The sequence below is a fragment of the Mesobacillus maritimus genome, assembly GCF_044803185.1.
Lineage (GTDB): Bacteria > Bacillota > Bacilli > Bacillales > Cytobacillaceae > Mesobacillus_B > Mesobacillus_B maritimus_B.
Genome location: NZ_CP085225.1, coordinates 2,967,756 through 2,990,223, shown reverse-complemented (window position 1 = coordinate 2,990,223; position 22,468 = coordinate 2,967,756). Strand labels below are relative to the sequence as shown.

Sequence of the window (22,468 nt, the reverse complement as noted above, 5' to 3'; positions counted from 1 at the left end):
GAAAGAGATAATGAGAAAATTCTGAATCGAAACCAAATGCAGTTGCTTTTAGAACGGGTCAAACCTAGATATTCACTGTCTTTTAACTTGTAATAAATCTTTTAAAAGTGAAGTTTCTTTTGTTTTATTTGTTAGAACATTTTATTTTTTAAAAAAACATGGTATTATTTCATATAATAATAAAATAATATTATTGAATTTAAAGATAATTGGAGGTCTTACATCCTATGTCCGAGGGGAAAATGAGAAGTGACATGATTAAAAAGGGTTACGACCGAGCTCCGCATCGTAGTTTATTGCGTGCTGCCGGCGTAAAGGAAGAAGATTTTGGGAAACCATTCATTGCAGTGTGTAATTCATATATTGATATTGTCCCAGGACATGTTCATTTGCAGGAATTTGGCAAAATTGTTAAAGATGCAATTCGTGAAGCTGGCGGAGTTCCATTTGAATTCAACACGATTGGTGTGGACGATGGAATTGCGATGGGGCATATCGGAATGCGTTATTCCTTACCAAGTCGTGAAATTATTGCCGATTCCATTGAAACCGTCGTTTCAGCTCACTGGTTTGATGGCATGGTTTGTATTCCAAACTGTGATAAAATCACTCCAGGCATGATGATGGCCGCTCTACGTGTAAATATCCCGACGATTTTTGTTAGCGGTGGTCCAATGAAAGCCGGAGTCGATAAAGATGGCAACCCACTTTCATTATCATCTGTATTTGAAGGGGTAGGAGCGTACCAAGCAGGGAAAATCGATGAACAAGGCCTAATGGATCTTGAGCAACTTGCTTGTCCTACATGCGGTTCTTGCTCAGGGATGTTCACAGCGAACTCAATGAACTGTTTAGCGGAAGGCCTAGGACTAGCTCTTCCTGGAAATGGAACGATTTTAGCTGTCGCTGAAGAACGCAAGGACTTTGTTAAAAAATCAGCAAAACAATTGATGAACATCATTAAAGAAGACATCAAGCCTCGTGATATCGTTACAATTGATACGATTGATAACGCGTTTGCTTTAGATATGGCAATGGGCGGTTCAACAAATACTGTGCTTCATACACTTGCATTAGCACATGAAGCAGAAATTGATTACCCAATTGAACGTATTAATGATATTGCCAACCGAGTTCCACATCTTGCAAAAATTGCTCCAGCATCTGACTATCATATTGAAGATGTCCATAATGCTGGTGGCGTGAGTGCAATCATCAACGAGTTGCTGAAAAAGCCAGGTGCATTAAATGGAGATTTAATTACTGTATCAGGCAAAACACTTAAAGAGAATGTTGCCGGCGCTGATATTTTAAACAAAGATGTCATTCGTCCATTGGACAACCCACATTCTGAGCGTGGTGGACTTGCTGTCTTGTTCGGAAATCTAGCGCCTGAAGGTTCCATCATTAAAGTTGGAGCAGTAGATCCAGAAGTTGGTGGATACCACAGAGGTCCTGCGATTTGTTTTGATTCCCAAGAGGAAGCCTTAAACGGCATCATCAATAAAAAGGTAAAAGAAGGACATGTAGTTGTCATTCGTTATGAGGGACCAAAAGGTGGCCCAGGTATGCCAGAAATGCTCGCACCTACATCACAAATTGTCGGAATGGGACTTGGCGCGAAAGTCGGGTTAATTACCGATGGTCGATTCTCAGGAGCGTCACGTGGAATTAGTATCGGTCATATTTCTCCAGAAGCAGCTGAAGGTGGTCCGATTGCATTTGTTGAAGATGGGGACATCATTGAATTAGATTTAAATAATCGAACCATTAATCTTGAAATCTCTGATGAAGAGTTTGAAAAACGAAAAGCCAACTGGAAAGGCTTCGAGCCATCCGTGAAGAAAGGCTACTTAGCTCGTTATTCAAAAATGGTTACCAACGCAAGCCAAGGTGGCGTATTGAAAATATAATCTATAAATCCAAACAGCAACAGTGGAACGATTCCATGTTGCTGTTTTTTACGTGTTTTTATTGACACGATTAATAAAAATATGATATTTAAATATTGTTACGGATTAGCACTCGTGCTAATAGAGTGCTAAACTAGAATATAGCTATCAGCTAATTTAGGTGGCGCACATACAAAGAAAACTTCTATCACTAAAAAAGGAGAGGTTGCAATGGAAAAGAAGCAGTTTCAAGCAGAATCGAAACGACTATTAGAAATGATGATCAACTCAATCTATTCCCAAAAGGAAGTGTTTTTACGAGAGTTAATTTCAAATGCTAGTGATGCGATTGATAAAATCTATTATAAAGCATTAACAGATGATTCTTTAACGTTTGACAAAGATAGCTATTACATAAAAGTGACAGCGGACAAGGAAAGCCGCACACTAAAAATCTTAGATACTGGGATTGGAATGACAAAAGAAGAGTTAGAAAACAATCTTGGGATTATTGCCAAGAGTGGCTCGTTAGCGTTCAAAAAAGAGAATGAATCCAAAGATGGTCATGATATTATTGGGCAATTTGGAGTAGGCTTTTATGCGGCGTTTATGGTCGCAGACGTTGTGACTGTTATCAGTAAGGCTCTAGGAAGTGACCAAGCTTATAAATGGCAGTCTGAAGGCGCAGATGGGTATACGATTGAAGAGGTTGAAAAGGATAGTGTTGGAACAGAAATCATTCTAACCATCAAAGAAAATACCGAAGATGAAACATACGATGAATACCTTGAAGAATATCGCTTAAAGCAAATTATTAAAAAGTACTCTGATTTCATTCGCTATCCAATTAAAATGGATGTCACTCAGCGCAGCCCGAAAGAAGGTAGTGAAACGGAGTATGATGAGTATACTGAGGAACAAACGATCAATAGTATGGTTCCAATCTGGAAGAAGAACAAAAGCGAACTAACCGATGAAGATTATGCAAACTTTTACGCTGAAAAGCATTATGGCTTTGATAAGCCTTTAAAGCATATTCACATCAGTGTTGATGGCACTATTCGCTACAATGCAATCTTGTTTATCCCTGAGAAAATGCCATTTGATTATTACTCGAAGGAATTCGAAAAAGGCTTGGAGCTGTATTCAAACGGCGTCTTGATTATGAATAAATGTGCAGACCTCCTTCCAGACCATTTTAGCTTTGTAAAAGGAATGGTGGACTCAGAGGACTTATCCTTGAATATCTCGCGGGAAATGCTGCAGCATGATCGCCAATTGAAGCTAATTGCGAAAAACATTAGCAAAAAAATCAAAAGTGAATTGCAAAGCTTGTTGAAAAACGAACGAGAAAAATACGTTGAATTCTACAATTCATTTGGCCGACAGTTAAAATTCGGAGTCTATAATGAATTCGGAGCAAATAAAGAAGCCTTGCAAGATTTACTGATGTTCTATTCATCCAAGGAAAAGAAACTCGTAACACTTGATGAATATGTATCAAGAATGCCAGAAGACCAGAAATACATCTATTATGCTTCTGGAGACTCAAATGAGAGAATCGAAAAGTTACCACAGACCGAGCTAGTAGCGGACAAAGGCTATGAAATTTTATACTTCACAGAAGAAATCGATGAGTTCGCAATCAAAATGTTGATGAACTACAAAGAAAAAGAGTTTAAATCGGTTTCTAGTGGCGATCTAGGCATTGAAGAAGAAAACAAAGAAACAGAAGAAGCAACGGAGCAAGAAAGCAAAGAACTCTTTGAAGCAATGAAAGAGGTTTTAGCGGGGAAAGTAAAAGATGTACGCGCATCAAAACGCCTAAAATCGCATCCAGTTTGTTTGACAACTGAAGGGGACATTTCAATTGAAATGGAAAAAATCCTCAATGCGATGCCAGATAACCAAAATATCAAAGCAGATAAAGTACTTGAGATCAATATCAATCACGAGGTCTTTGAGTCCTTAAAATCAGCCCTTGAAAATGATAAAGAAAAATTAAACCTTTATACAAACCTGCTGTACAATCAGGCATTGCTTATTGAAGGCTTGCCAATTCAAGACCCAGTTGAGTTTACCAACAATATTTGTAAGGTGATGGTTTAATTTAAAAACACAGCCTTGTATCCGAAAAGATACAAGGCTGTTTTCTTATTTATATAATCGGATAATAAGGTTCATATCGTGGATGCGCATAATAAGGTGGTCTTGGGCCGATTTTCGGAAGTTTGAACGCGTTTTTATTTTGGTTATAGCGCACATTTACTTTTTCATCAGATTGATTTACTAATAATAGCTTGACCTCTGGATTATATACTAAATTCTGCATAAGTTAGCCTCCTCAGTATCGTTCTTTCATAGTGTATTCAGTTTTGTAAAGTTAGCGCCCGTCCACCTACCATGTTAGGTGGCTAGCCAATCCTATACAGGCACTAACACTGCCTAGACGACATAAAGTATCCAGAAAATGCTTCTGTAGGAGGATACTATGTCAGAACATCATAAAAATCAAAAACACCAACCAAACAATCAAGATTATCCGATGTACCCGAATTATGGGAAAATCACAGAATACAAAGAGATTGCAATCACGGTTCCCGAACAAAGACAGCTCCGCCAGCCTGGGGTAGAAAAATTAATGGTCCCTAGACCAATTATAGAAAATCCCAATTATCATGGAAGCGAGAAGCTCAAAGACAAAGTCGCGTTAATTACAGGTGGCGATAGTGGAATGGGTGCTGCCGCTGCAATTGCGTTTGCGAAAGAAGGCGCCGATGTGGCGATCTCCTATTTAGATGAACATGAAGATGCAAATCGGACGAAAACGAGAATTGAAGAGCTAGGACAACGTTGTCTACTGCTTCCGGGTGACCTTAGAAATAAACAGCAATGTGTTGAGATTGTTGAAGCAACGGTTCGCACCTTCGGGAAGCTAGATGTTTTATGCAATCATGTCGGCGTTCAGTTTCAGCAATCAAGCCTCCTTGATATTAGCGATGAACAATTTGATGATACCTTTAAAGTGAATATATACTCTCATTTCTACACCACCAGGGCAGCACTCCCATACTTAAAAGCGGGCAGCAGCATTATCAATACAGCATCGGTTGTTGCTTTTTACGGTCACGACCAATTGCTTGATTACAGTGCCACAAAGGCAGCCAATATTGGTTTTACCAGAGCGCTCGCTAATAATTTAGTTGATAAGGGTATTCGTGTAAATGCGATTGCACCAGGAAAATTCTGGACTCCACTGATTCCAGCAAGCTTCTCTGCTGATCAAGTGCCCCTTGCAGGGAACCCAATGGACCGACAAGGCCAACCATTTGAAATCGCCCCAACATTTGTGTACCTTGCTTCAGATGACTCGCGTTTTGTCACCGGACAAACGCTACACGTAAACGGTGGGCAAGTGATGTCATCGTAGAAATATGTCATAATAGGAACAACACTTATTCCATTTAAGTGTTGTTTTTATTTTTTGTTAAGGTAAAATATTGTTCTTATACGTTGATTGGAGTGGAGGCACGAAGACTCCTGCGGGAGTGCAAGGCCAAGGGAGACCTAGGTTGAATTGGTCCGCGTGAGGGACTAATTAACCCCGCAGGAGCGAAGCGACAAGGAGGCTCTCGGACTGCCCGCGGAAAGCGAAGTGCCTGGAGCGGAAATCAACAGTCTCAATACAGCATTATTTCAAATAAAAGGAAGCTACCATGACGAATACCAAAACCTATATAAAACAATGGCAACAAGCGCTGCAAAATGAAATATCGTTTCTTAAAAAATACGGTGGAAGCAGGTATATCGTAACCAATGGTCACCTGTTATCCAAAGACGAACATTCTAGCTATTATTTTGATACAGCAATCTCATTGCGGGTTCCCGTAGGATCTTCGATAAAATTAGAATGGGGTGGAATAAAAGCAAGTGGACGTATTCTTTCTTCAGAAGGAAAAGGAGTTATCCTTTCCATCGAGGGATATTTCGGCGATCTAATCTCTGAAGCTTACCTCTTGCATGATCCTTGGGAATTACTCGAACAATTGATTGAGCGTTTTGATGAAATTAAAAAAAGCAAACAAAAGCGAGCAAGAATTTTAAAGTTAATGTACCCTTCAATGGACGCAAAACATCCGACAGACAAAATAAAAAGCCCGACACATGAGCTAATGCTAAGGTCTAAATACAATCCGGTTACCTATGTATGGGGACCGCCCGGAACAGGGAAGACGCATACGCTTGCTCGAGTCGCTGCAAATAAATATCTTCAAGAAAAAAAGGTTCTTGTCTTGTCGCATAGCAATCAGGCTGTGGACGTCTTAATCGGAGAAATTACAACCTTTCTTAAAAAGAAAAACAAGTTTCGTGAAGGAGATGTCCTTCGGTACGGCGCCAATACCGGTGACGCTTTAGCGGCCCATAATGACATTACTTCGAGTCAGTTAATCGAGAAGTCGGATCCATTGCTTTCTAACGAAAGAGAGTCATTATTTCTTGAAAGACGAAATTTAAAGCAAGATTTGTATCGTTCTTTTAGTAAACGCGATTCAAATGAATTGCTGGAGATTGAAACAAAAATCGCGAGGCTTCTTGATAAAATGCGCCAAAAAGAACTTGAGCTTCTAAAAGAGGCTTCCTTAATAGGGACAACCCTGGCAAAAGCGGCAACCGATAGCGCGATTTATGAAAAAGAGTTTGATTTAGTGATTCTCGATGAAGCAAGCATGGCTTATGTCCCGCAGGCTGCTTTTGCGGCAACGTTAGCGAAACGTGTGATCATTTGTGGAGATTTCAAACAATTACCGCCAATCGCTTCTAGTCGAGATGCACTTGTTACGGAATGGTTAAAAGAGGATGTGTTTCATAAAGCAGGCGTGGTCGAGTCAGTTAATGAAGGCAAACTCCATCCTCACTTGTTTTTATTAAATGAACAACGAAGGATGCACCCAGATATCTCAGCATTTACGAATCAGTATATATACAAAGGCCTCGTCAAGGATCATGAAACAGTGTTTGAAAATAGAAACAAAATCGTCGCCCAAGCTCCTTTCCCGAATCGTGCTTCCATCCTGTTAGACACAAGCTTCACAGGGTTACACAGTTTTAGTGAGAAAGGCTCCAACTCTAGGTACAATCTGTGGCAGCTGCTACTATCTTTTCAACTGATTCACGAATCGTATCTTGGTGGAGCAACCTCAATTGGGTATGTAACACCATATCGAGCACAGGCCAATTTAATGGGCATGTTACTTGAAGAATTTTATGAAAGTGAAATGCAACATGCCGATATTATTGCGGCAACCGTCCATAAATTTCAGGGGAGCGAACGCGATGTGATGATCTTCGATACTGTAGATGGCTCGCCACAAACACGCGCCGGTATGCTGTTGATTGGTAAAGACAGTGAACGGCTTATCAATGTTGCAATAACGCGGACGAGAGGAAAATTCATTCATGTTAGCAACAATGAATTTATCGCGAAAAATGTCTACAGAGGAAAAACACTTCACCAGCTTGTCCAGCATCAAATCAATCATCAACAAAGAATCACAACAAAAGCCATTGGAGCTTGGATAAACAATCAGCATTCCAAACTACAGTGGATTCATGCCCGTAAACTAGAGAGCGTCTTTAACGATTTGAACTGTGCTAAATCATCTGTCGTTCTCTCACTTCCTACAGGGACCTCGTTATCAGCGGAGTGGAAGGATCAGCTTAAAAATAGGGCACCACGAGTTCAACTAACCGTGATATCAAACGAGGATTGGAACGAGCTACCAGTCAATGCCTATGTAGAGGAGCTTGTACCATTTCCCTTTATCCTAATTGACGAACACATTCTCTGGTTAGGCCTACCATTAGAAGGAGCAAGAGAGGTAGAGCCCCCATTCGTTGCTGCACGGCTTGATTCTCAGTTAATAGGTGAATACGTACTCGGACAAATGCTCAAATAGTGATACAAATATCCCGAAGAAGCACACAAACCGTCATTTTATAAATGAGGCTGTGTGCTTTTTTACTATAAGTGATAAAAGGAAAAAGGTACTGACCACTTAAAACCCTAACAGCTCTGTATTCAGTTTCAAGTCATAACATTTTGTTCGTTCTTACCAATAAAATGGATAGCCGTAACCATATCCATATGGATAACCATATGGATACCCATAGCCTCCTAATAGGCTCCCAGCTAAGGCTCCTCCTAATAATCCACCAATAAATGGAGCCCCGAAACCAAAGCCAAACGGGCGACCGAAACCAAATGGTCTACCAAATCCAAATGGGCGACCAAAGCCCCATGGACGTCGACCAATAATTCTTGTGTCATATGGATTCATGAGCATTTCCTGTCTATACTGCATTCTCAGATTCCTCCTCATTATTATTCTCCCTAAAATTATATGCATGAAACTAGTCTAGGTCTTGGGTGAATGTCTCATTCCTTGATCACTTTTTCCAATAAGTTGCTACTAAATTATCAAAATAGTATGTAAAGTGTAGTAAAAATACAAAGAGAGTTATAAAATGAAGGGAGGATAACTCTCATCTAAGTTAGAAGCTAACAATAAAGTTACAATTTAATTTTATAAGGAGTGGATAGAATGAAAGCGGTTTATCTCATTGAAGGGGCTCGGACACCATTTGGTAGTTTTGGAGGGTCGTTAAAATCTGTAACAGATATTGATTTAGGGGTGTTTGCTAGTAAAGAAGCACTTAAACGAAGCAATGTACCGGCAACAGATATTGATCATGTGTTCTTTGGAAATGTGATACATACAACAAAAGCTGCCTCTTACTTGTCTCGCCATATTGCACTTAAAGCTGGAGTTCCCATTGAAGTTCCAGCCTTAACGTTAAATCGACTTTGTGGCTCAGGTTTACAGGCTGTTGTCTCAGCTGCACAAGCGATTATGCTAGGCGACGCCGAAACAGCTCTGGCTGGGGGCGCTGAGAATATGAGTCAGGCTCCACATGTTATCCGTGATACGCGATTTGGCACTGGATTAAAAACACCAGAAATTGACGATATGCTGACGTTATCGCTTCAGGACCAATACACAGGTTGTGGAATGGGTATTACTGCGGAAAACCTTGCCGAACAATATGAGATTAGTAGAGAAGAACAAGATCAATTCGCGTTGGTCTCACAGCAACGAGCCACCGCAGCTAGGGAATCAGGTAAATTCAAAAAAGAGATCGTCCAAGTTGAAGTAGCTAGTAGAAAAGGGTCAACCTACGTCACGGAAGATGAACATATTAAACCAGCAACAACACTCGAAAAACTAGCAAGTTTGCGAGCTGCATTCAAAAAAGATGGGTCTGTAACAGCTGGAAATGCAAGTGGAATTAATGATGGTGCAGCAGCAGTAGTGTTAGTATCTGAGCAATATTTAGCAGATCATCCCGATGTGAAACCATTGGCGAAAATCACATCATGGGGAATCGCCGGTGTCGACCCAACGATAATGGGGATTGGACCTGTTCCAGCAAGTCAAATTGCCCTTTCAAAAGCAGGTTTATCGATAAACGATATCGATTTAGTGGAACTAAATGAAGCTTTTGCCGCTCAATCGTTAGCTGTTATCAAAGCACTTAATTTAAATCAAGAAAAAGTCAATGTAAATGGTGGAGCAATTGCTTTGGGCCACCCAGTTGGCGCAAGTGGTGCAAGAATCCTTCACTCCCTAGCCCTAGAATTGAAAGAAAGACAAGGGAAATATGGTCTAGCGACACTGTGCATTGGTGGCGGCCAAGGAATTTCTGTTATCATTGAAAGTGTTTAAAATTTATCATGAAATTTGAGTTTAATAGTAAAAAAACGTGCTCAATGTAACTGAGCACGTTTTTTTGTATATTTCCTTTGATCTAATCGTGTTTCTTAACCATTTATATTCATAGGTTGCTAATCTTAGAAAAGTGAAGCCGAATAGATGATTTAACCCCAATAATTTTGAATAGCATAAACTACTCTAGGGATTTTTTATGAAATAAAAATCGAAATCTATAAAATTGACGATAAGATAAAAAAACTCTACAATATAACTATTCAAACAATTAGTTGAATAGTTGGAGTGAGGAATATTGAGTGATATACGAACATTAAAAGATAGTTTGTATCAAGAATTTGCACGGATTGGTAAATGTCTATCTAGCCCAAAAAGGTTAGAACTGCTTGATCTTTTATCTCAAAGTCCAAAGTCAGTTGAGGGACTAGCCAAGAATTCAGGAATGACTGTTGCCAATGTGTCAAAACATTTACAAACTCTCCATAATGCCAGATTAGTAAATTTCAGGAAACAGGGAAATTACGTTATTTATGAACTGGCAGATCAAGCAGTATTAGATTTTATCGCCAGCTTGAAAGGTTTATCCGAGAAACAATTGGTTCAAGTACAATATTTAAAAAATGAGTATTTGAATCCACATTTCGAGTTGCAGGGATTATCACTTCCTGAACTTAAATGCCGGATGGAGAATGGAGAAGTACTACTTTTGGATGTAAGGCCTAAGGAAGAATATGAAGTTGCCCACATTCCTGGTGCTCTATCTGTTCCAATTGAAGAATTAGAAGAAAAATTAGCTTCTTTGCCAACAAACCTTGATGTTGTTGCTTACTGCAGAGGACCTTACTGTTTAATGTCAGTGGAGGCAGTCGAGTTATTAAAAACTAGAGGGATTACTGCCTTTCGATTAGAAAAAAGCGTGCAGGATTGGAAGGAATTTGCAAAAGAAGAAGGTTAAATGAAATTTAGAGCTGATTTATAGGAGTGAAATAATAGTCAACTTACAATTCTTTTGTAAAAATTCGGGAGGAAGATATGGTTACAACTAAAATGATTAATCATAAAAAAGATCCTTCAGTTAGGGGTCTTTGTGATGTCGAATAAATCAAATGAATCCGCAGTGGTTAATAGTCAACCAGCTTGGTTACAGGAATACATTGAATCTCCGGAAAAGCAAAAGCAGCTCTATCAACGTAGTTTGCTTATTGTTGTGATTTCACAAATTTTCGGAGGAGCTGGACTAGCAGCAGGTATCACCGTTGGAGCTCTACTTGCACAAGACATGCTTGGGACAAGTAGTTTTGCTGGAGTTCCAACTGCGTTGTTCACCCTAGGTTCAGCTGGGGCAGCTTATATTGTCGGTCATCTTTCCCAACGGTTTGGACGCCGGTCTGGACTGGCGACAGGTTTTTTGGTGGGGGGAATAGGAGCTGTCGGAGTCGTCTTAGCGGCAGTATTGAATAATGTTTTCCTATTATTTGCCTCATTAGTCTTTTATGGGGCAGGAACGGCAACGAATTTATTAGCACGGTATGCTGGAACCGATTTAGCCAATTCAAAACAACGAGCAACCGCTGTTAGCTTTGCCATGGTTTTCACTACCTTTGGAGCCGTTGCGGGTCCAAATATGGTGGAATTAATGGGGCGTTTCGCCACAACAATCGGAGTACCAGAATTGGCTGGCACCTTCATTCTAGCAGCTGCAGCCTATATTCTTGCGGGGGTGGTGATACTAGTCTTCCTTCGCCCTGACCCGCTTATAGTTGCCAACGCACTCTCTGCTGCGCATAAAAAAGAGGAGAGCACTATTTCTGGTAAGACTTCCGATTCGGTTCCTCTAAACAAAAAAGGAGTCACTGCTGGAGCAACAGTAATGGTCTTGAGTCAATTTGTCATGATTGCTGTTATGACGATGACTCCGGTTCATATGGGTCATTTTGGGCATGATTTGGGCGAGGTGGGACTTGTTATAGGCATCCATATCGGCGCGATGTTCCTACCTTCTCTGGTAACCGGTATCCTTGTCGACAAAGTTGGTCGTACTACAATGGCCATCTCTTCTGGTATCACACTATTGATAGCTGGAATTCTCGCGGCATTTGCACCTGGTGATTCCCTTCTCGTCTTGATCATTGCTTTGGCATTGCTTGGGCTTGGTTGGAACTTTGGTTTGATTAGTGGTACAGCGATGATTGTTGATTCAACGGAACCTTCTACACGTGCAAAAACCCAGGGGTCAGTCGATGTCTTAATCGCGCTATCGGGCGCATCTGGGGGAGCTCTTTCGGGAATGGTAGTAGCTCACTCTAGTTTTGCGACACTTTCAATTGCTGGAGGAATCCTTTCGATTTTGCTTATTCCTGTGGTAATTTGGTCTCTTAGAATTAGCAGGAGTGACTACCCTTGAGTGTTAAATACAAACTGAATAAAATAAAGGAATGCAAAATATCAGTGTTGCTTTAGGAGGTTTTCTATATGAGTTTTCATAATAAAATTGTCATTGTGACTGGGGCAGCCAAAGGAATTGGCCATGGAGTAGCCGCACTGTACGCTGAAAAAGGTGCAAGAGTAGTTTTAGCGGACGTTGACAAAGTAGCCGGAGAACAAAAAGCTGCAGAAATCACAGCAAAAGGTGGACAGGCTCTTTTTGTGCAAACGGATGTCAGAAAGGAAACTGACATTATAAATTTAGTAAAAACCACTTATGATAAATATGGTCAAATCCATATCCTCATAAATAATGCCGGGAAAGGCTTATTTAAATCTCCCTATGAAGTAACGCTAGAAGAATGGGATGATGTGATGAATACCAATTTACGAAGTGTATTTTTAGCTTCTCGTGAAGCGGGCAAATATATGAGAGAAAACAAGGAAGGTGGGGCGATAGTAAATATAGCATCCACAAGAGCAATTATGTCCGAAGCGAATTCCGAAGCATATGCTGCTACTAAAGGAGGCATCGTCGCAATCACCCACGCACTCGCAGCATCCTTTAGTGAAGATTGCATCACAGTAAATGCCATTTCACCAGGATGGATTGAAACAGGCGATTATGAAAAATTAACCAAACTTGACCACGAACAACATCTATCAAAACGTGTCGGAAAACCAGAAGACATCGCCCGTGCATGTCTTTATTTAACAGCAAGTGAAAATGATTTCGTAACCGGAGTCAACCTCGTTGTCGACGGCGGAATGACAAGAAAAATGATCTACGAAGAATAGAAATAGGCCCTGCACAGTCCGGAATTTCCGGATTGTGCAGGGTCTGTTTCCCGTGATTCTACTAATCTAATCTATTGTAATTCTATTAATATTTGTTTAATCTAAGAAAAAGAACTGATAAGAATAAAGCGTTTACAATAATGTTGAGTAAATGCCTGTTGTTTACGGATTTAAACTAAAGGTATGTAGAGTTTTTTTAAGAAAGGCTCTGTTGAAGGGTATTTTTAATTTTACTAACGTTGATTGGAGCGGAAGGCACTCGACTCCTCGAAAATGAACTACACATTTTCTCGTGCGTGGGCATACTCAATGATGAATTTCAGTGTCCTGCGGGAGTACGGGGCAGGGGAGACCCCCACAGGCGCTAGCGCCGAGGAGTCTCCCCGGCACGCCCGCGGAAAGCGAGTGCCTGGAGCGGAAATCAACACACTAGTTTAACAGACCGAAAAGAATAAAGCCCAAAAGGAGACGGATTTTAATGGAAAAGATAAGACAAATCTCTAGTGAACTTAGAGATTGGATTATTCATACCTTAAATAACGGTGTCAGTCCTGTGGCCATTGCCGATGCAATGATAAAAAAAGGATTTGATCCAAAGTTCGCTTATGAATCACTTTTTAAAATCGTTGGAAATGAATCAATTAATACTAGTGAAACTACGCAAAACCATTACAAATATGAATTACCCGATATTGGAAAAAAGGGAAACCTAATTTTCACAAGTGATCGAGAAGTAAAGGTTCTGTCAAGAGTGGACAAGCCCTTCATCCTACATTTAGATAACCTCCTTAGCGACGAAGAATGCGATGAATTAATTCAACTTTCAAAGGATCGCTTACAACCATCACGAATCGTTGATCCAACTACCGGTGAAGAAAAAGTCACACCAGGTAGAACAAGCAAAGGGATGTATTATGTAATTAGAGAAAATGAATTGATTACAAAAATTGAGAATCGAATCGCAGAACTAACAAACTTTCCAATTGAAAACGGGGAAGGTCTTCAAGTTTTAAACTATGGCATTGGGGAAGAGTATAAACAACATTTTGATTATTTTCCGCCGAACAAAGTTGACCCAGCTAAAGGGGGGCAACGCGTGGGAACGATGCTGATTTATTTAAATGAAGTGGTAGCCGGAGGAGAGACCGTTTTTCCAAAAGCAGGGGTCTCGATTGTTCCTAAAAAAGGCTCGGCCGTTTACTTCCATTATGGAAACAGCGAAAATCAAGTTGACCGGATGTCAGTCCACAGCAGCATACCCGTAACAAAAGGAGAAAAATGGGTCGCAACAAAATGGATTAGACAAAGAAGAATTTATTAACAATTAGATTAATAAAGTGTATTTTTTTGATAGTATACTGTTGAATGGAGCTCCATTCAACAGCCACATTCAATGGCCGTCATTAAAATGATAGAATTTTTATAAAATTTATCATAATTTTCAGTTCAGAAAATGTACACAATGTCTTAAAATTGTTACTATTGTTATATGAGGAAAATATAGAGAATGACAATTGGAAGGTGTGTTAAACATATGTCGAATCAAACAAATGAAACTCTTTTTAAAGAAGTAATGGGCAACTATCCTACAGGTGTCACCGTTGTGACAACAGTTGATGAGAGTGGAACTCCACTTGGGCTTACGGTTAATTCGTTTGCATCTGTATCGATTGATCCATTGCTGATCCTTTGGTCCATTGATAAACGTGTCTCTTCACATGACGTCTTTAAAAATACCGATAAATTTGCCGTCCACGTTTTAGCAGGCGATCAAAGCGATATTTGCGGTTTATTTGCAACGAAAGGGACTGATCGTTTTAGCAATTGTGAATGGAAGCTATCTGACCAAAACCTACCGGTAATTAGTGGAGCTGCAGGAGTCCTACAGTGTAAAACCTTTAAAACTGTAGATGCTGGAGACCATACGATTTTAATCGGTGAAGTCATTGAAATTCAAAGCGAAAAGAAAGAACCGCTCCTTTATCATAAGCGCAAATTCGGTCCTATTCCTGACGAATTTTATAAATAAAAATAGGTTAACCACCAACCGTTCCCGGCATGTCCTGGAACGGTTTTTTAGTGCGCCCAGCATGGGTCCAGTCTATAGGGTGCAAGTCCCGAACTGTGAAGGCAGAAGTAGCAGTAGCTTAACGCAAGGGTGTCCGTGGTGACGCGGAATCTGAAGGAAGCGAGAGGCAAACCTCCGGTCTGAGGAACACGAACTTCATATAAGGCTAGGTATCATTGGATGAGTTTGCTAAACAAAACAAAGTCCTTTCTGCCGAAGGTGATACAGAGTAAATGGAGCAGATAGATGGAGGGAAAGACTGTACTCTTACCTGGGGAGGTCTGGCTGGAAAGCCGAGCACACTCGGTAAACTACTCTGAGAAGAGTAGCTGAGCAGTCAGAAGTCAGCAGAGGTCATAGTACTTGACTAACTATAGATAGTTAAGGAAGGACTGAACATTTAGGAAGAATATACACTAGGCGTTCACTGGTTATGATGATACAGACAATCCATTAATGGACTTACTTGAAGGAGGACGTGGTGAATTCCACTGGGGACTTTAAGAGGGTGGAATAAGCAGTGGCACAATCAGAACGTATATTCACGAGAAAGGATTGTATCGGAATGATGGAACGACTACTGTCGCGGGAAAATCTACTTTCGGCATTAAAACGAGTCGAAAAGAATAAGGGTAGCCACGGTGTAGATGAAATGCCTGTAAAATCCCTACGAGCGCATCTTCTACAAAACTGGCAAGAAATCCGAAATTCAATAGAGACTGGAACTTATGAGCCTATGCCAGTCAGACGTGTCGAAATCCCGAAACCGAATGGCGGCATACGTTTATTAGGAATTCCTACCGTGACAGATCGTTTGATTCAACAAGCGATAGCCCAAATATTAACCCCAATCTATGACCCATCCTTTTCCGAAAATAGCTACGGGTTCAGACCTAGAAGAAGAGCACATGACGCTGTTAGGAAAGCAAGGACATATATAGAAGAGGGCTATAGATGGGTAATAGATATGGATTTAGAAAAGTTCTTCGACAAAGTAAATCACGATATGCTTATGGGACTCTTGGCGAAAAGAGTTAAAGATAAGACGCTTCTAAAGTTAATTAGAAAATACTTAGAATCGGGAATTATGATAAACGGAGTGGAGATTATCAGTGAAGAAGGAGTTCCTCAAGGTGGACCACTTAGTCCACTATTGTCCAATATTATGCTAGATGAACTCGACAAGGAACTAGAGAGAAGGGGACATAAATTTGTCCGTTACGCAGATGACTGTAATATCTACGTTAAAACCAAGAAAGCAGGTTTACGTGTTAAAAGCTCTATAACTGCCTTCATTGAGAAGAAACTCAAGCTAAAAGTGAATGAGGGGAAAAGTGCAGTAGAACGACCGTGGAAACGAAAGTTTCTTGGATTTAGCTTCACATCACACCGGAATCCTAAAATCCGTATCGCAAAAGAGAGTATAAAGAGAGCTAAAAATAAAATAAAAGAACTGACATCAAGGTCGAAATCCATCTCAATAGAATTACGCATTGAGAAATTAAATGAATACCTTGTAGGTTGGTGCGGATATTTTGCGTTGGCCGATACGCCAACTCCCTTTAAACAACTAGATGAAACAATTCGAAGAAGACTTCGGATGTGCCTGTGGAAACAATGGAAACTACCTAAAACCAAAGTAAAAAGGCTCATTTCTTTAGGAGTTCCAAAAGAAAAAGCCTTTGAATGGGGAAATTCACGTAAGAAATACTGGCGCATTTCTAATAGTCCTATTTTAAACACAACGCTTAATTTAGAATTTTGGCGAAAACATAAGCTGAAAAGTCTAGTAAATAGATACAATTACTTACGTCATACCTAAGTGAACCGCCGTATACCGAACGGTACGTACGGTGGTGTGAGAGGTCGGGGGTTAGTCACCCCCTCCTACTCGATTATCTATTTTCCAATTAGTGTTTCAGTAATGAGAAGTCCTTATTCAATATCGCATTAATCGAAGCCTTCTTTGTATTCTTCCATGTATTAACCACTTAATTATAGGATTTTTCCACATTGTATAGGGAATTTTAACACTGTAAGGAGACTTTTAAGGATTGGCCAATGTCAAAGAAAAAGTCTTATGCCTGATGATAAAATAGAGGTGAAATGATGGAAAAGAACGATAGCATTCGTGATTTAATCACGGTTAAAGATGACTCTGGCAATGAAATGTGTTATGAGGTAGAAGCTTTATTTGATATGCGCGGAGAAACATATGCGTTATTAAGGTCTGAAGACGATACCATTTTAATGCAAGTAGAAGAAGATGAGCATGGTCAGCATTTAATTGGTCTATCGAACGAAACGGAAAAAGAAGCTATTCTTGATGCTTATCAAATAGCGGTCGATGCTGCGCCGGCAGAAGAAATCGGAGATGATTTACGATGAAAAAGGATAGCCGCAAAAACCAAAATAATGAAGCGACGCTAGCACCTGGAATGGATGATACCGAAGAACTTAACCAGGAAGCTACAAATCAAGAGATTGAGAACGGGGAGTATACTGAGGTAAACGTCCTTTCAAACGATGAAGTCGATCCTATCTAACGTAAATAAAGGAGGAGAGCCCATGAGTGATTGGAATGAACAAGGCGCACCTAATAACAATCTCCAATCGGAAACAATTCAAACCTCAAAGCTTGTTGAAAAAAAAGGACTCGCTACGCCAGACCATGAATTCTCTGAGGAACTATCAGATGGTGGCGAACGAGACGAAGCTATCAAGAAACAGTTGAAGCGTCGACAACCGAGTATGTAGAGTATTTTATTAGAGCAGCAGAAACGCTGCTCTTTGTTTTTTCGTTTTTCTTTCCGTTCTTACCATTCACGTACATAATTTTTTACAATATATTTGAAAATTGTGTAGAATAATATTGTGCTTACGGTATAATAGTCAATAAATTAAAAATATTCTCTTGGGGGGAAATGCAAATTGAAAAAATCTTTATCATGGATGCTAGTTGCGATTGTTACATTAGTGCTAGCATTAGCTGGTTGTGGAAACCAGGACGAAGCCAATGAATCAACAGAAACAGAAGGAACAAATGACGAGAAAACCGCAGAAAAAGTCTCGATTGATGTGGGAATGTTGAAATTAACTAGTACGGCTCCATTATTTATTGCTATGGAAAAAGGTTTCTTCGAGGAAGAAAATCTTGAGGTTAATGCTAAATGGTTTGAAGCTGCTCAACCAATCACGGTTGCAACTGCTGGTGGAAGTGTCGATGTTGGCGCAACTGGGATTACTGCAAGCTTATATAATATGGTTGCTGGAGGACAGCAGCTATGGATTGTTGCCGATAAAGGAAGAGAGCAAGAAGGATTCTCGTCTTCAGCCTTATTGGTGCCAAATGATTCTGAGGTAACGGATCCTGCTGGGTTAAAAGGAAAGCGAATCGGGATTACGCAAACAGGGTCAACCTTCCATTACATGGCTGGTAGAATTCTAGAAAATCACGGCCTATCCTTAGAGGATGTTCAATTGGTTCCACTAAATAGTATTAAAGGGTTAATGGAAGCTTTAAGTAGCAAACAAGTTGATGCGGTTATTTTAAATGAGCCAAATATTTCAACTGTCGAAAAAGAAGGTTATGGAAAAGTCATTACCCAAGTAGGCGAAGAGATGGATTATCAAACTTCAGGGATTTTCTTCTCCCCTAAATTTGCAGAAGATAAAGATACAGCTGTGCGCTTCTTAAAAGTCTATGCAAAGGCGAGTAACTACTATTATGACGCTGTTCTAACACAAGAAGGCGGGGAACTTGTTCCTGGTGAAAACTATGACGAGGTCATCGAGATTATTGCGAAATACACCGATCAAGATCCTGAGTTGATTAAATTGGGACTTCCATATATGGACCGCGATGGTAAATTATTAGAGGAAGATATCCAGACGCAGATTGATTGGTACGCAAAAGAGAAACTTATTGATAAAGCGATTGACGTAAACGAAATTGTCAATACGGAGTTACTTGAGGAAGCATTGAATAACTAGGGAAGTGACAGCATGAAAGTCGTAATTGAAAATGTCGAGAAAAGATTTACTGATAGTAAAAAAAATGAAGTACTAGCTCTCGAAGATATTAATTTTAAAATTAATGAACAAGAGTTTGTCGTGTTAGTTGGTCCAAGTGGCTGTGGTAAATCAACGCTCCTGAATATTGTCGGCGGATTATTATCGCCAACAAAAGGACAAGTCTATTTTGAAGGTACGGAAGAAGATAAAGAGCCTACTTTAGGGATTGTCTTCCAAGAAATCGCCTTATTTCCATGGCGAAGTGTTTTTGAAAACGTCACGTTCGGGCTGGAAGAAAGAGGCGTTAGTAAAAAAGAGCGTGCAGAAAAAGGAAAACATTATATTGATATGGTTGGATTAACAGGCTTTGAAAACGCCTATCCAAAACAGCTGTCTGGGGGAATGAAACAGCGCGCAGGTATTGCGCGTGCTCTCGCGGTTGAGCCTGATTTATTATTGATGGATGAACCTTTTTCGGCACTAGACGCCCAAACCCGCACGATTATGCAGGAAGAATTATTAACAATCTGGAATCGGACAAAGTTAAGTACGCTTTATGTAACTCATAACATTCAAGAAGCGGTCTACCTTGCCGACCGTGTGATAGTCTTATCACGGCACCCAGGGCATATAAAAAAAATCATCAGTATTGATTTACCAAAAATTGGCCGAGACCAAGAACAATATCGAGCCCAATTTGAAAAATATGCAGATGAGATTTGGGAATTAATCCGTCATGATGCAGAAGAAGCGTTGAAGGAGGCGTAATCTTGTGGCAAATACAACAAAGACAGTAATAAAAAATAGAGTCGCCTTCCTTGAACAAAAAGTACCTGGTTATGTTTCCGTTTTAGGGATTACTGGAATACTATTACTCTGGGAGCTTGTATGTAGACTCAACATTGTTCCACCATTATTTCTTCCTGCACCAACAGCGATTATTACCGATGGTTGGGAAATGATTAGCAGTGGGGAGTTATTAAAAAATCTAATGGCGAGTTTATACCGAATAGTTGGAGGATATGCCATTGGTGCCGTATTGGGTATTATGGTTGGCTTACTACTAGGGTTCTCAAAATTGGCCGATGCGATTTTTACCCCAATTGTGTATTCGATTTACCCCATCCCGAAAATTGCGTTATTGCCATTGATTATTTTATGGTTTGGAATTGGGGAGATGCCTAAGATTGCCATCATTGCTTTAGGTGTGTTTTTCCCGGTGTTGATCAATACCTTCTCAGGCGTGAAAAGTGTGGATCCTAGCTTAATTAAAGCAGCTGTCACGTTTGGCTCGAATCATCTCAGTGTGATCCGCAAAGTAATCTTGCCTGGTGCATTGCCAACGATTTTTGCGGGACTTAAACTAGCAGCTGGTACCGCATTACTCTTGCTTGTTTCAGCAGAAATGATTGCTGCACAATACGGGATTGGTGCAATGGTGTTGCACTACGGAAACTTAATGATTACCACTAAACTAATGGCAGGTGTATTGATTCTCTCGTTATTAGGCCTTACGTTTAATCGTGGATTACAATGGTTAGAGAGAAAATTAATCCCTTGGAAATAAAGAGGGAAAAGACAGTTCCTTATAGAAAAGGGACTGTCTTTTTTGTCTCTACTCAGCAAAAAAACCTAGTGCGTATTTTACCCCTTCATGGATATCATTCGTTTCATAGGCCGCCAAATCCTCAAACGAAACCTTCATCTTCACATCCTCTAGTTCATAGCCACTATCCAAATCAATATTTAAAAGAACTTCATACCCTTCTTCGGTCACACTTGTATCAAGAATATTAAATGTACGAATTGGAACCCCAATTTCATAATCAATCGAATCAAAATCAGCCATTCGTTTACCTCCCATTAAAGCTTGCTAATCAAAAACGATTTAGGATTAAATTTAGCTCTTTCAATTAAAGTCTGTAGTTTCTTGTAGTCATTTAACCATTCCACTTTATGGCACCTATCAATTCATTCATTACAAGGGGAAAATTTGCTCATACTATCCACATGAGGAGGATGAGTATGGAACAGGTTTCTTATAGACAACAATGGTTTGGAAATATCAAGGGAGATATTTTATCAGGAATAGTCGTTGCGCTTGCGCTTATACCAGAAGCTATCGCATTTTCAATTATTGCTGGTGTTGATCCGATGGTCGGATTGTATGCTTCTTTTACTATAGCCGTAACGATTGCCTTTGTTGGAGGACGTCCCGGAATGATTTCAGCGGCCACTGGGGCAATGGCTTTATTGTTTATTGACTTGGTAGCAAAGCATGGGCTTCAGTACCTTTTAGCTGCGACCATTTTAACAGGGATATTGCAAATTCTATTCGGAGTATTCCGTCTAGCGAGGTATATGAAGTTCATACCAAGATCGGTTATGATCGGTTTTGTAAATGCGTTAGCCATCATGATTTTCACGGCTCAATTGCCCCATTTTGAGGGGGAAGGCTGGATTGTTTATGCCCTAGTAGGGTTAACCTTAGCAATTATTTACTTATTTCCATACTTAACAAAAGCCGTCCCGTCCACATTGGTGGCAATTGTTGTCGTAACTGCTCTTTCTATTTTTATGAACTATGGGATTAGAACGGTGGGGGATATGGGGGCAATTTCTCAAACCTTGCCCGTGTTCTTTCTGCCAGACATCCCTTTAAACTTTAATACCTTGGCAATTATTTTTCCATATTCCGTAGCCCTGGCTGTTGTCGGCTTACTAGAGTCGCTATTAACTGCCTCGATAGTCGATGATATGACCGATTCAGAAAGTGATAAAAATGGAGAGAGCCGCGGACAAGGGATTGCCAATATTATTACAGGCTTTTTTGGTGGGATGGCTGGATGTGCAATGATTGGTCAATCGGTAATCAATGTAAAGTCCGGGGGCCGAGGGAGACTCTCAGCATTGGTGGCTGGTTTGTTTTTAATGTTTTTAATTGTTGTGTTAGGCCAGGTCGTGGTTCAAATTCCAATGGCTGCGTTGGCTGGAGTGATGATTATGGTATCGATTAGTACCTTTGATTGGAATTCGCTCCGTACTCTGCATATTATTCCTCGAACAGATGCAGTCGTGATGGTCATTACTGTTTTAACGGTGGTGCTGACCCATAACTTGGCGATTGGTGTTTTTACTGGCATTCTTTTAAGTGCCATCTTTTTTGTATCAAAGATTTCGAACATTAAGGTGGATAGTAAATTAGAAGGAAAGCATCGAACCTATTTTGTAAACGGAGAGATGTTTTTTGCTTCAGTTACAGATTTACTTACAAAATTCGAGTACAAGGAAAACCTCAAAAGTGTTGACATCGACCTTAGTCGTTCACATATCTGGGATGATTCAGCCGTTGCAGCGGTGGATAAAATTGTCTCCAAATTCGAGGAAAGTAATATTATCGTCAATGTTAAAGGCTTAAATGAAGATAGCACGGAACTCGTCAACAAATTAGCAAATAAATTAGGCTCACATTAAGGAGGGGATAG

At 40.1% G+C, this 22,468-nt stretch carries 21 protein-coding genes; 18 read left to right on the top strand and 3 right to left on the bottom strand.

From position 1 onward, the window contains the following. Positions 1 to 242: 242 nt before the first annotated feature. Together ilvD and htpG are read left to right on the top strand one after the other, a co-directional pair. On the top strand, positions 243 to 1,913 hold the full coding sequence (ilvD, locus tag LG336_RS14370; protein ID WP_404333168.1) for a dihydroxy-acid dehydratase: 1,671 nt from the start codon (positions 243 to 245) through the stop codon (positions 1,911 to 1,913). A 210-nt stretch (positions 1,914 to 2,123) separates the two neighbouring features. After that, positions 2,124 to 4,001, top strand: a complete 1,878-nt coding sequence (gene htpG, locus LG336_RS14365) for a molecular chaperone HtpG (RefSeq protein ID WP_404328193.1) — start codon at positions 2,124 to 2,126, stop codon at positions 3,999 to 4,001. Between the two features lie 49 nt (positions 4,002 to 4,050). Here the strand turns inward: htpG and LG336_RS14360 are convergent, their stop codons facing one another. Beyond that, positions 4,051 to 4,224: a hypothetical protein gene (locus LG336_RS14360; RefSeq protein WP_404328192.1), complete on the bottom strand. Its 174-nt coding sequence runs from the start codon at positions 4,222 to 4,224 to the stop codon at positions 4,051 to 4,053. 159 nt (positions 4,225 to 4,383) lie between these two features. On the opposite strand from LG336_RS14360, the gene LG336_RS14355 reads away from it, so the two are divergent. Next, positions 4,384 to 5,322, top strand: coding sequence for an SDR family oxidoreductase (locus tag LG336_RS14355; RefSeq protein WP_404328191.1), 939 nt, complete (start codon positions 4,384 to 4,386; stop codon positions 5,320 to 5,322). A gap of 286 nt (positions 5,323 to 5,608) precedes the next feature. Continuing rightward, positions 5,609 to 7,849 carry an AAA domain-containing protein gene (locus tag LG336_RS14350; RefSeq protein WP_404328190.1) on the top strand — a complete coding sequence of 747 codons (2,241 nt, stop codon included), beginning with the start codon at positions 5,609 to 5,611 and terminating at the stop codon, positions 7,847 to 7,849. Between the two features lie 153 nt (positions 7,850 to 8,002). Here the strand turns inward: LG336_RS14350 and LG336_RS14345 are convergent, their stop codons facing one another. Continuing rightward, on the bottom strand, positions 8,003 to 8,254 hold the full coding sequence (locus tag LG336_RS14345; protein WP_404328189.1) for a hypothetical protein: 252 nt from the start codon (positions 8,252 to 8,254) through the stop codon (positions 8,003 to 8,005). Positions 8,255 to 8,494: 240 nt separating this feature from the next. On the opposite strand from LG336_RS14345, the gene LG336_RS14340 reads away from it, so the two are divergent. The 13 genes from LG336_RS14340 (at position 8,495) to LG336_RS14280 (ending at position 20,550) form a co-directional block, all read left to right on the top strand. Next, the gene (locus LG336_RS14340) at positions 8,495 to 9,676 is read left to right on the top strand and encodes an acetyl-CoA C-acetyltransferase (protein WP_404328188.1); all 1,182 of its coding nucleotides are present in this window, start codon (positions 8,495 to 8,497) and stop codon (positions 9,674 to 9,676) included. Between the two features lie 298 nt (positions 9,677 to 9,974). Continuing rightward, positions 9,975 to 10,634, top strand: a complete 660-nt coding sequence (locus tag LG336_RS14335) for an ArsR/SmtB family transcription factor (RefSeq protein WP_404328187.1) — start codon at positions 9,975 to 9,977, stop codon at positions 10,632 to 10,634. A gap of 135 nt (positions 10,635 to 10,769) precedes the next feature. Continuing rightward, complete coding sequence (locus LG336_RS14330; RefSeq protein WP_404328186.1) at positions 10,770 to 12,083, top strand: MFS transporter; 1,314 nt, start codon at positions 10,770 to 10,772, stop codon at positions 12,081 to 12,083. Positions 12,084 to 12,151: 68 nt separating this feature from the next. Then, the gene (locus LG336_RS14325) at positions 12,152 to 12,901 is read left to right on the top strand and encodes a glucose 1-dehydrogenase (protein ID WP_404328185.1); all 750 of its coding nucleotides are present in this window, start codon (positions 12,152 to 12,154) and stop codon (positions 12,899 to 12,901) included. Between the two features lie 478 nt (positions 12,902 to 13,379). Continuing rightward, positions 13,380 to 14,222 (top strand): 2OG-Fe(II) oxygenase, encoded by an 843-nt coding sequence (locus LG336_RS14320; protein WP_404328184.1) that lies wholly within the window; start codon positions 13,380 to 13,382, stop codon positions 14,220 to 14,222. 213 nt (positions 14,223 to 14,435) lie between these two features. Further along, on the top strand, positions 14,436 to 14,930 hold the full coding sequence (locus LG336_RS14315; RefSeq protein ID WP_404328183.1) for a flavin reductase family protein: 495 nt from the start codon (positions 14,436 to 14,438) through the stop codon (positions 14,928 to 14,930). Between the two features lie 604 nt (positions 14,931 to 15,534). Next, a complete protein-coding gene (gene ltrA, locus LG336_RS14310) occupies positions 15,535 to 16,791 on the top strand; it encodes a group II intron reverse transcriptase/maturase (RefSeq protein ID WP_404333086.1) in 1,257 nt (418 codons plus the stop codon). Between the two features lie 284 nt (positions 16,792 to 17,075). After that, positions 17,076 to 17,357: a DUF1292 domain-containing protein gene (locus tag LG336_RS14305; RefSeq protein WP_404328182.1), complete on the top strand. Its 282-nt coding sequence runs from the start codon at positions 17,076 to 17,078 to the stop codon at positions 17,355 to 17,357. Beyond that, positions 17,354 to 17,515: a hypothetical protein gene (locus LG336_RS14300; protein WP_404328181.1), complete on the top strand. Its 162-nt coding sequence runs from the start codon at positions 17,354 to 17,356 to the stop codon at positions 17,513 to 17,515. The genes LG336_RS14305 and LG336_RS14300 overlap by 4 nt, the downstream gene beginning before the upstream one ends. A 22-nt stretch (positions 17,516 to 17,537) precedes the next feature. Beyond that, the gene (locus LG336_RS14295; protein WP_404328180.1) at positions 17,538 to 17,726 is read left to right on the top strand and encodes a hypothetical protein; all 189 of its coding nucleotides are present in this window, start codon (positions 17,538 to 17,540) and stop codon (positions 17,724 to 17,726) included. A gap of 174 nt (positions 17,727 to 17,900) precedes the next feature. Continuing rightward, complete coding sequence (locus tag LG336_RS14290; protein ID WP_404328179.1) at positions 17,901 to 18,962, top strand: ABC transporter substrate-binding protein; 1,062 nt, start codon at positions 17,901 to 17,903, stop codon at positions 18,960 to 18,962. 12 nt (positions 18,963 to 18,974) lie between these two features. Continuing rightward, entirely contained in the window at positions 18,975 to 19,751 is a 777-nt protein-coding gene (locus tag LG336_RS14285) for an ABC transporter ATP-binding protein (protein ID WP_404328178.1), read from the top strand. A gap of 4 nt (positions 19,752 to 19,755) precedes the next feature. Beyond that, positions 19,756 to 20,550: an ABC transporter permease gene (locus LG336_RS14280; protein WP_404328177.1), complete on the top strand. Its 795-nt coding sequence runs from the start codon at positions 19,756 to 19,758 to the stop codon at positions 20,548 to 20,550. A gap of 48 nt (positions 20,551 to 20,598) precedes the next feature. On the opposite strand, the gene LG336_RS14275 is transcribed toward LG336_RS14280, so the two are convergent. Next, positions 20,599 to 20,832 (bottom strand): hypothetical protein, encoded by a 234-nt coding sequence (locus LG336_RS14275; RefSeq protein WP_404328176.1) that lies wholly within the window; start codon positions 20,830 to 20,832, stop codon positions 20,599 to 20,601. 176 nt (positions 20,833 to 21,008) lie between these two features. Here LG336_RS14275 and LG336_RS14270 point away from each other — a divergent pair, with 176 nt between their 5' ends. Further along, positions 21,009 to 22,457: a SulP family inorganic anion transporter gene (locus LG336_RS14270; RefSeq protein WP_404328175.1), complete on the top strand. Its 1,449-nt coding sequence runs from the start codon at positions 21,009 to 21,011 to the stop codon at positions 22,455 to 22,457. The last annotated feature ends 11 nt before the right edge of the window (positions 22,458 to 22,468 follow it).

Coding starts and splice junctions, on each gene's coding strand:
- ilvD (WP_404333168.1), top strand. CDS start 243: ATGAGAAGTGACATGATTAAAAAGGGTTACGACCGAGCTCCGCATCGT.
- htpG (WP_404328193.1), top strand. CDS start 2,124: ATGGAAAAGAAGCAGTTTCAAGCAGAATCGAAACGACTATTAGAAATG.
- LG336_RS14360 (WP_404328192.1), bottom strand. CDS start 4,224: ATGCAGAATTTAGTATATAATCCAGAGGTCAAGCTATTATTAGTAAAT.
- LG336_RS14355 (WP_404328191.1), top strand. CDS start 4,384: ATGTCAGAACATCATAAAAATCAAAAACACCAACCAAACAATCAAGAT.
- LG336_RS14350 (WP_404328190.1), top strand. CDS start 5,609: ATGACGAATACCAAAACCTATATAAAACAATGGCAACAAGCGCTGCAA.
- LG336_RS14345 (WP_404328189.1), bottom strand. CDS start 8,254: ATGCAGTATAGACAGGAAATGCTCATGAATCCATATGACACAAGAATT.
- LG336_RS14340 (WP_404328188.1), top strand. CDS start 8,495: ATGAAAGCGGTTTATCTCATTGAAGGGGCTCGGACACCATTTGGTAGT.
- LG336_RS14330 (WP_404328186.1), top strand. CDS start 10,770: ATGTCGAATAAATCAAATGAATCCGCAGTGGTTAATAGTCAACCAGCT.
- LG336_RS14325 (WP_404328185.1), top strand. CDS start 12,152: ATGAGTTTTCATAATAAAATTGTCATTGTGACTGGGGCAGCCAAAGGA.
- LG336_RS14320 (WP_404328184.1), top strand. CDS start 13,380: ATGGAAAAGATAAGACAAATCTCTAGTGAACTTAGAGATTGGATTATT.
- LG336_RS14315 (WP_404328183.1), top strand. CDS start 14,436: ATGTCGAATCAAACAAATGAAACTCTTTTTAAAGAAGTAATGGGCAAC.
- ltrA (WP_404333086.1), top strand. CDS start 15,535: ATGATGGAACGACTACTGTCGCGGGAAAATCTACTTTCGGCATTAAAA.
- LG336_RS14305 (WP_404328182.1), top strand. CDS start 17,076: ATGATGGAAAAGAACGATAGCATTCGTGATTTAATCACGGTTAAAGAT.
- LG336_RS14300 (WP_404328181.1), top strand. CDS start 17,354: ATGAAAAAGGATAGCCGCAAAAACCAAAATAATGAAGCGACGCTAGCA.
- LG336_RS14295 (WP_404328180.1), top strand. CDS start 17,538: ATGAGTGATTGGAATGAACAAGGCGCACCTAATAACAATCTCCAATCG.
- LG336_RS14285 (WP_404328178.1), top strand. CDS start 18,975: ATGAAAGTCGTAATTGAAAATGTCGAGAAAAGATTTACTGATAGTAAA.
- LG336_RS14275 (WP_404328176.1), bottom strand. CDS start 20,832: ATGGCTGATTTTGATTCGATTGATTATGAAATTGGGGTTCCAATTCGT.
- LG336_RS14270 (WP_404328175.1), top strand. CDS start 21,009: ATGGAACAGGTTTCTTATAGACAACAATGGTTTGGAAATATCAAGGGA.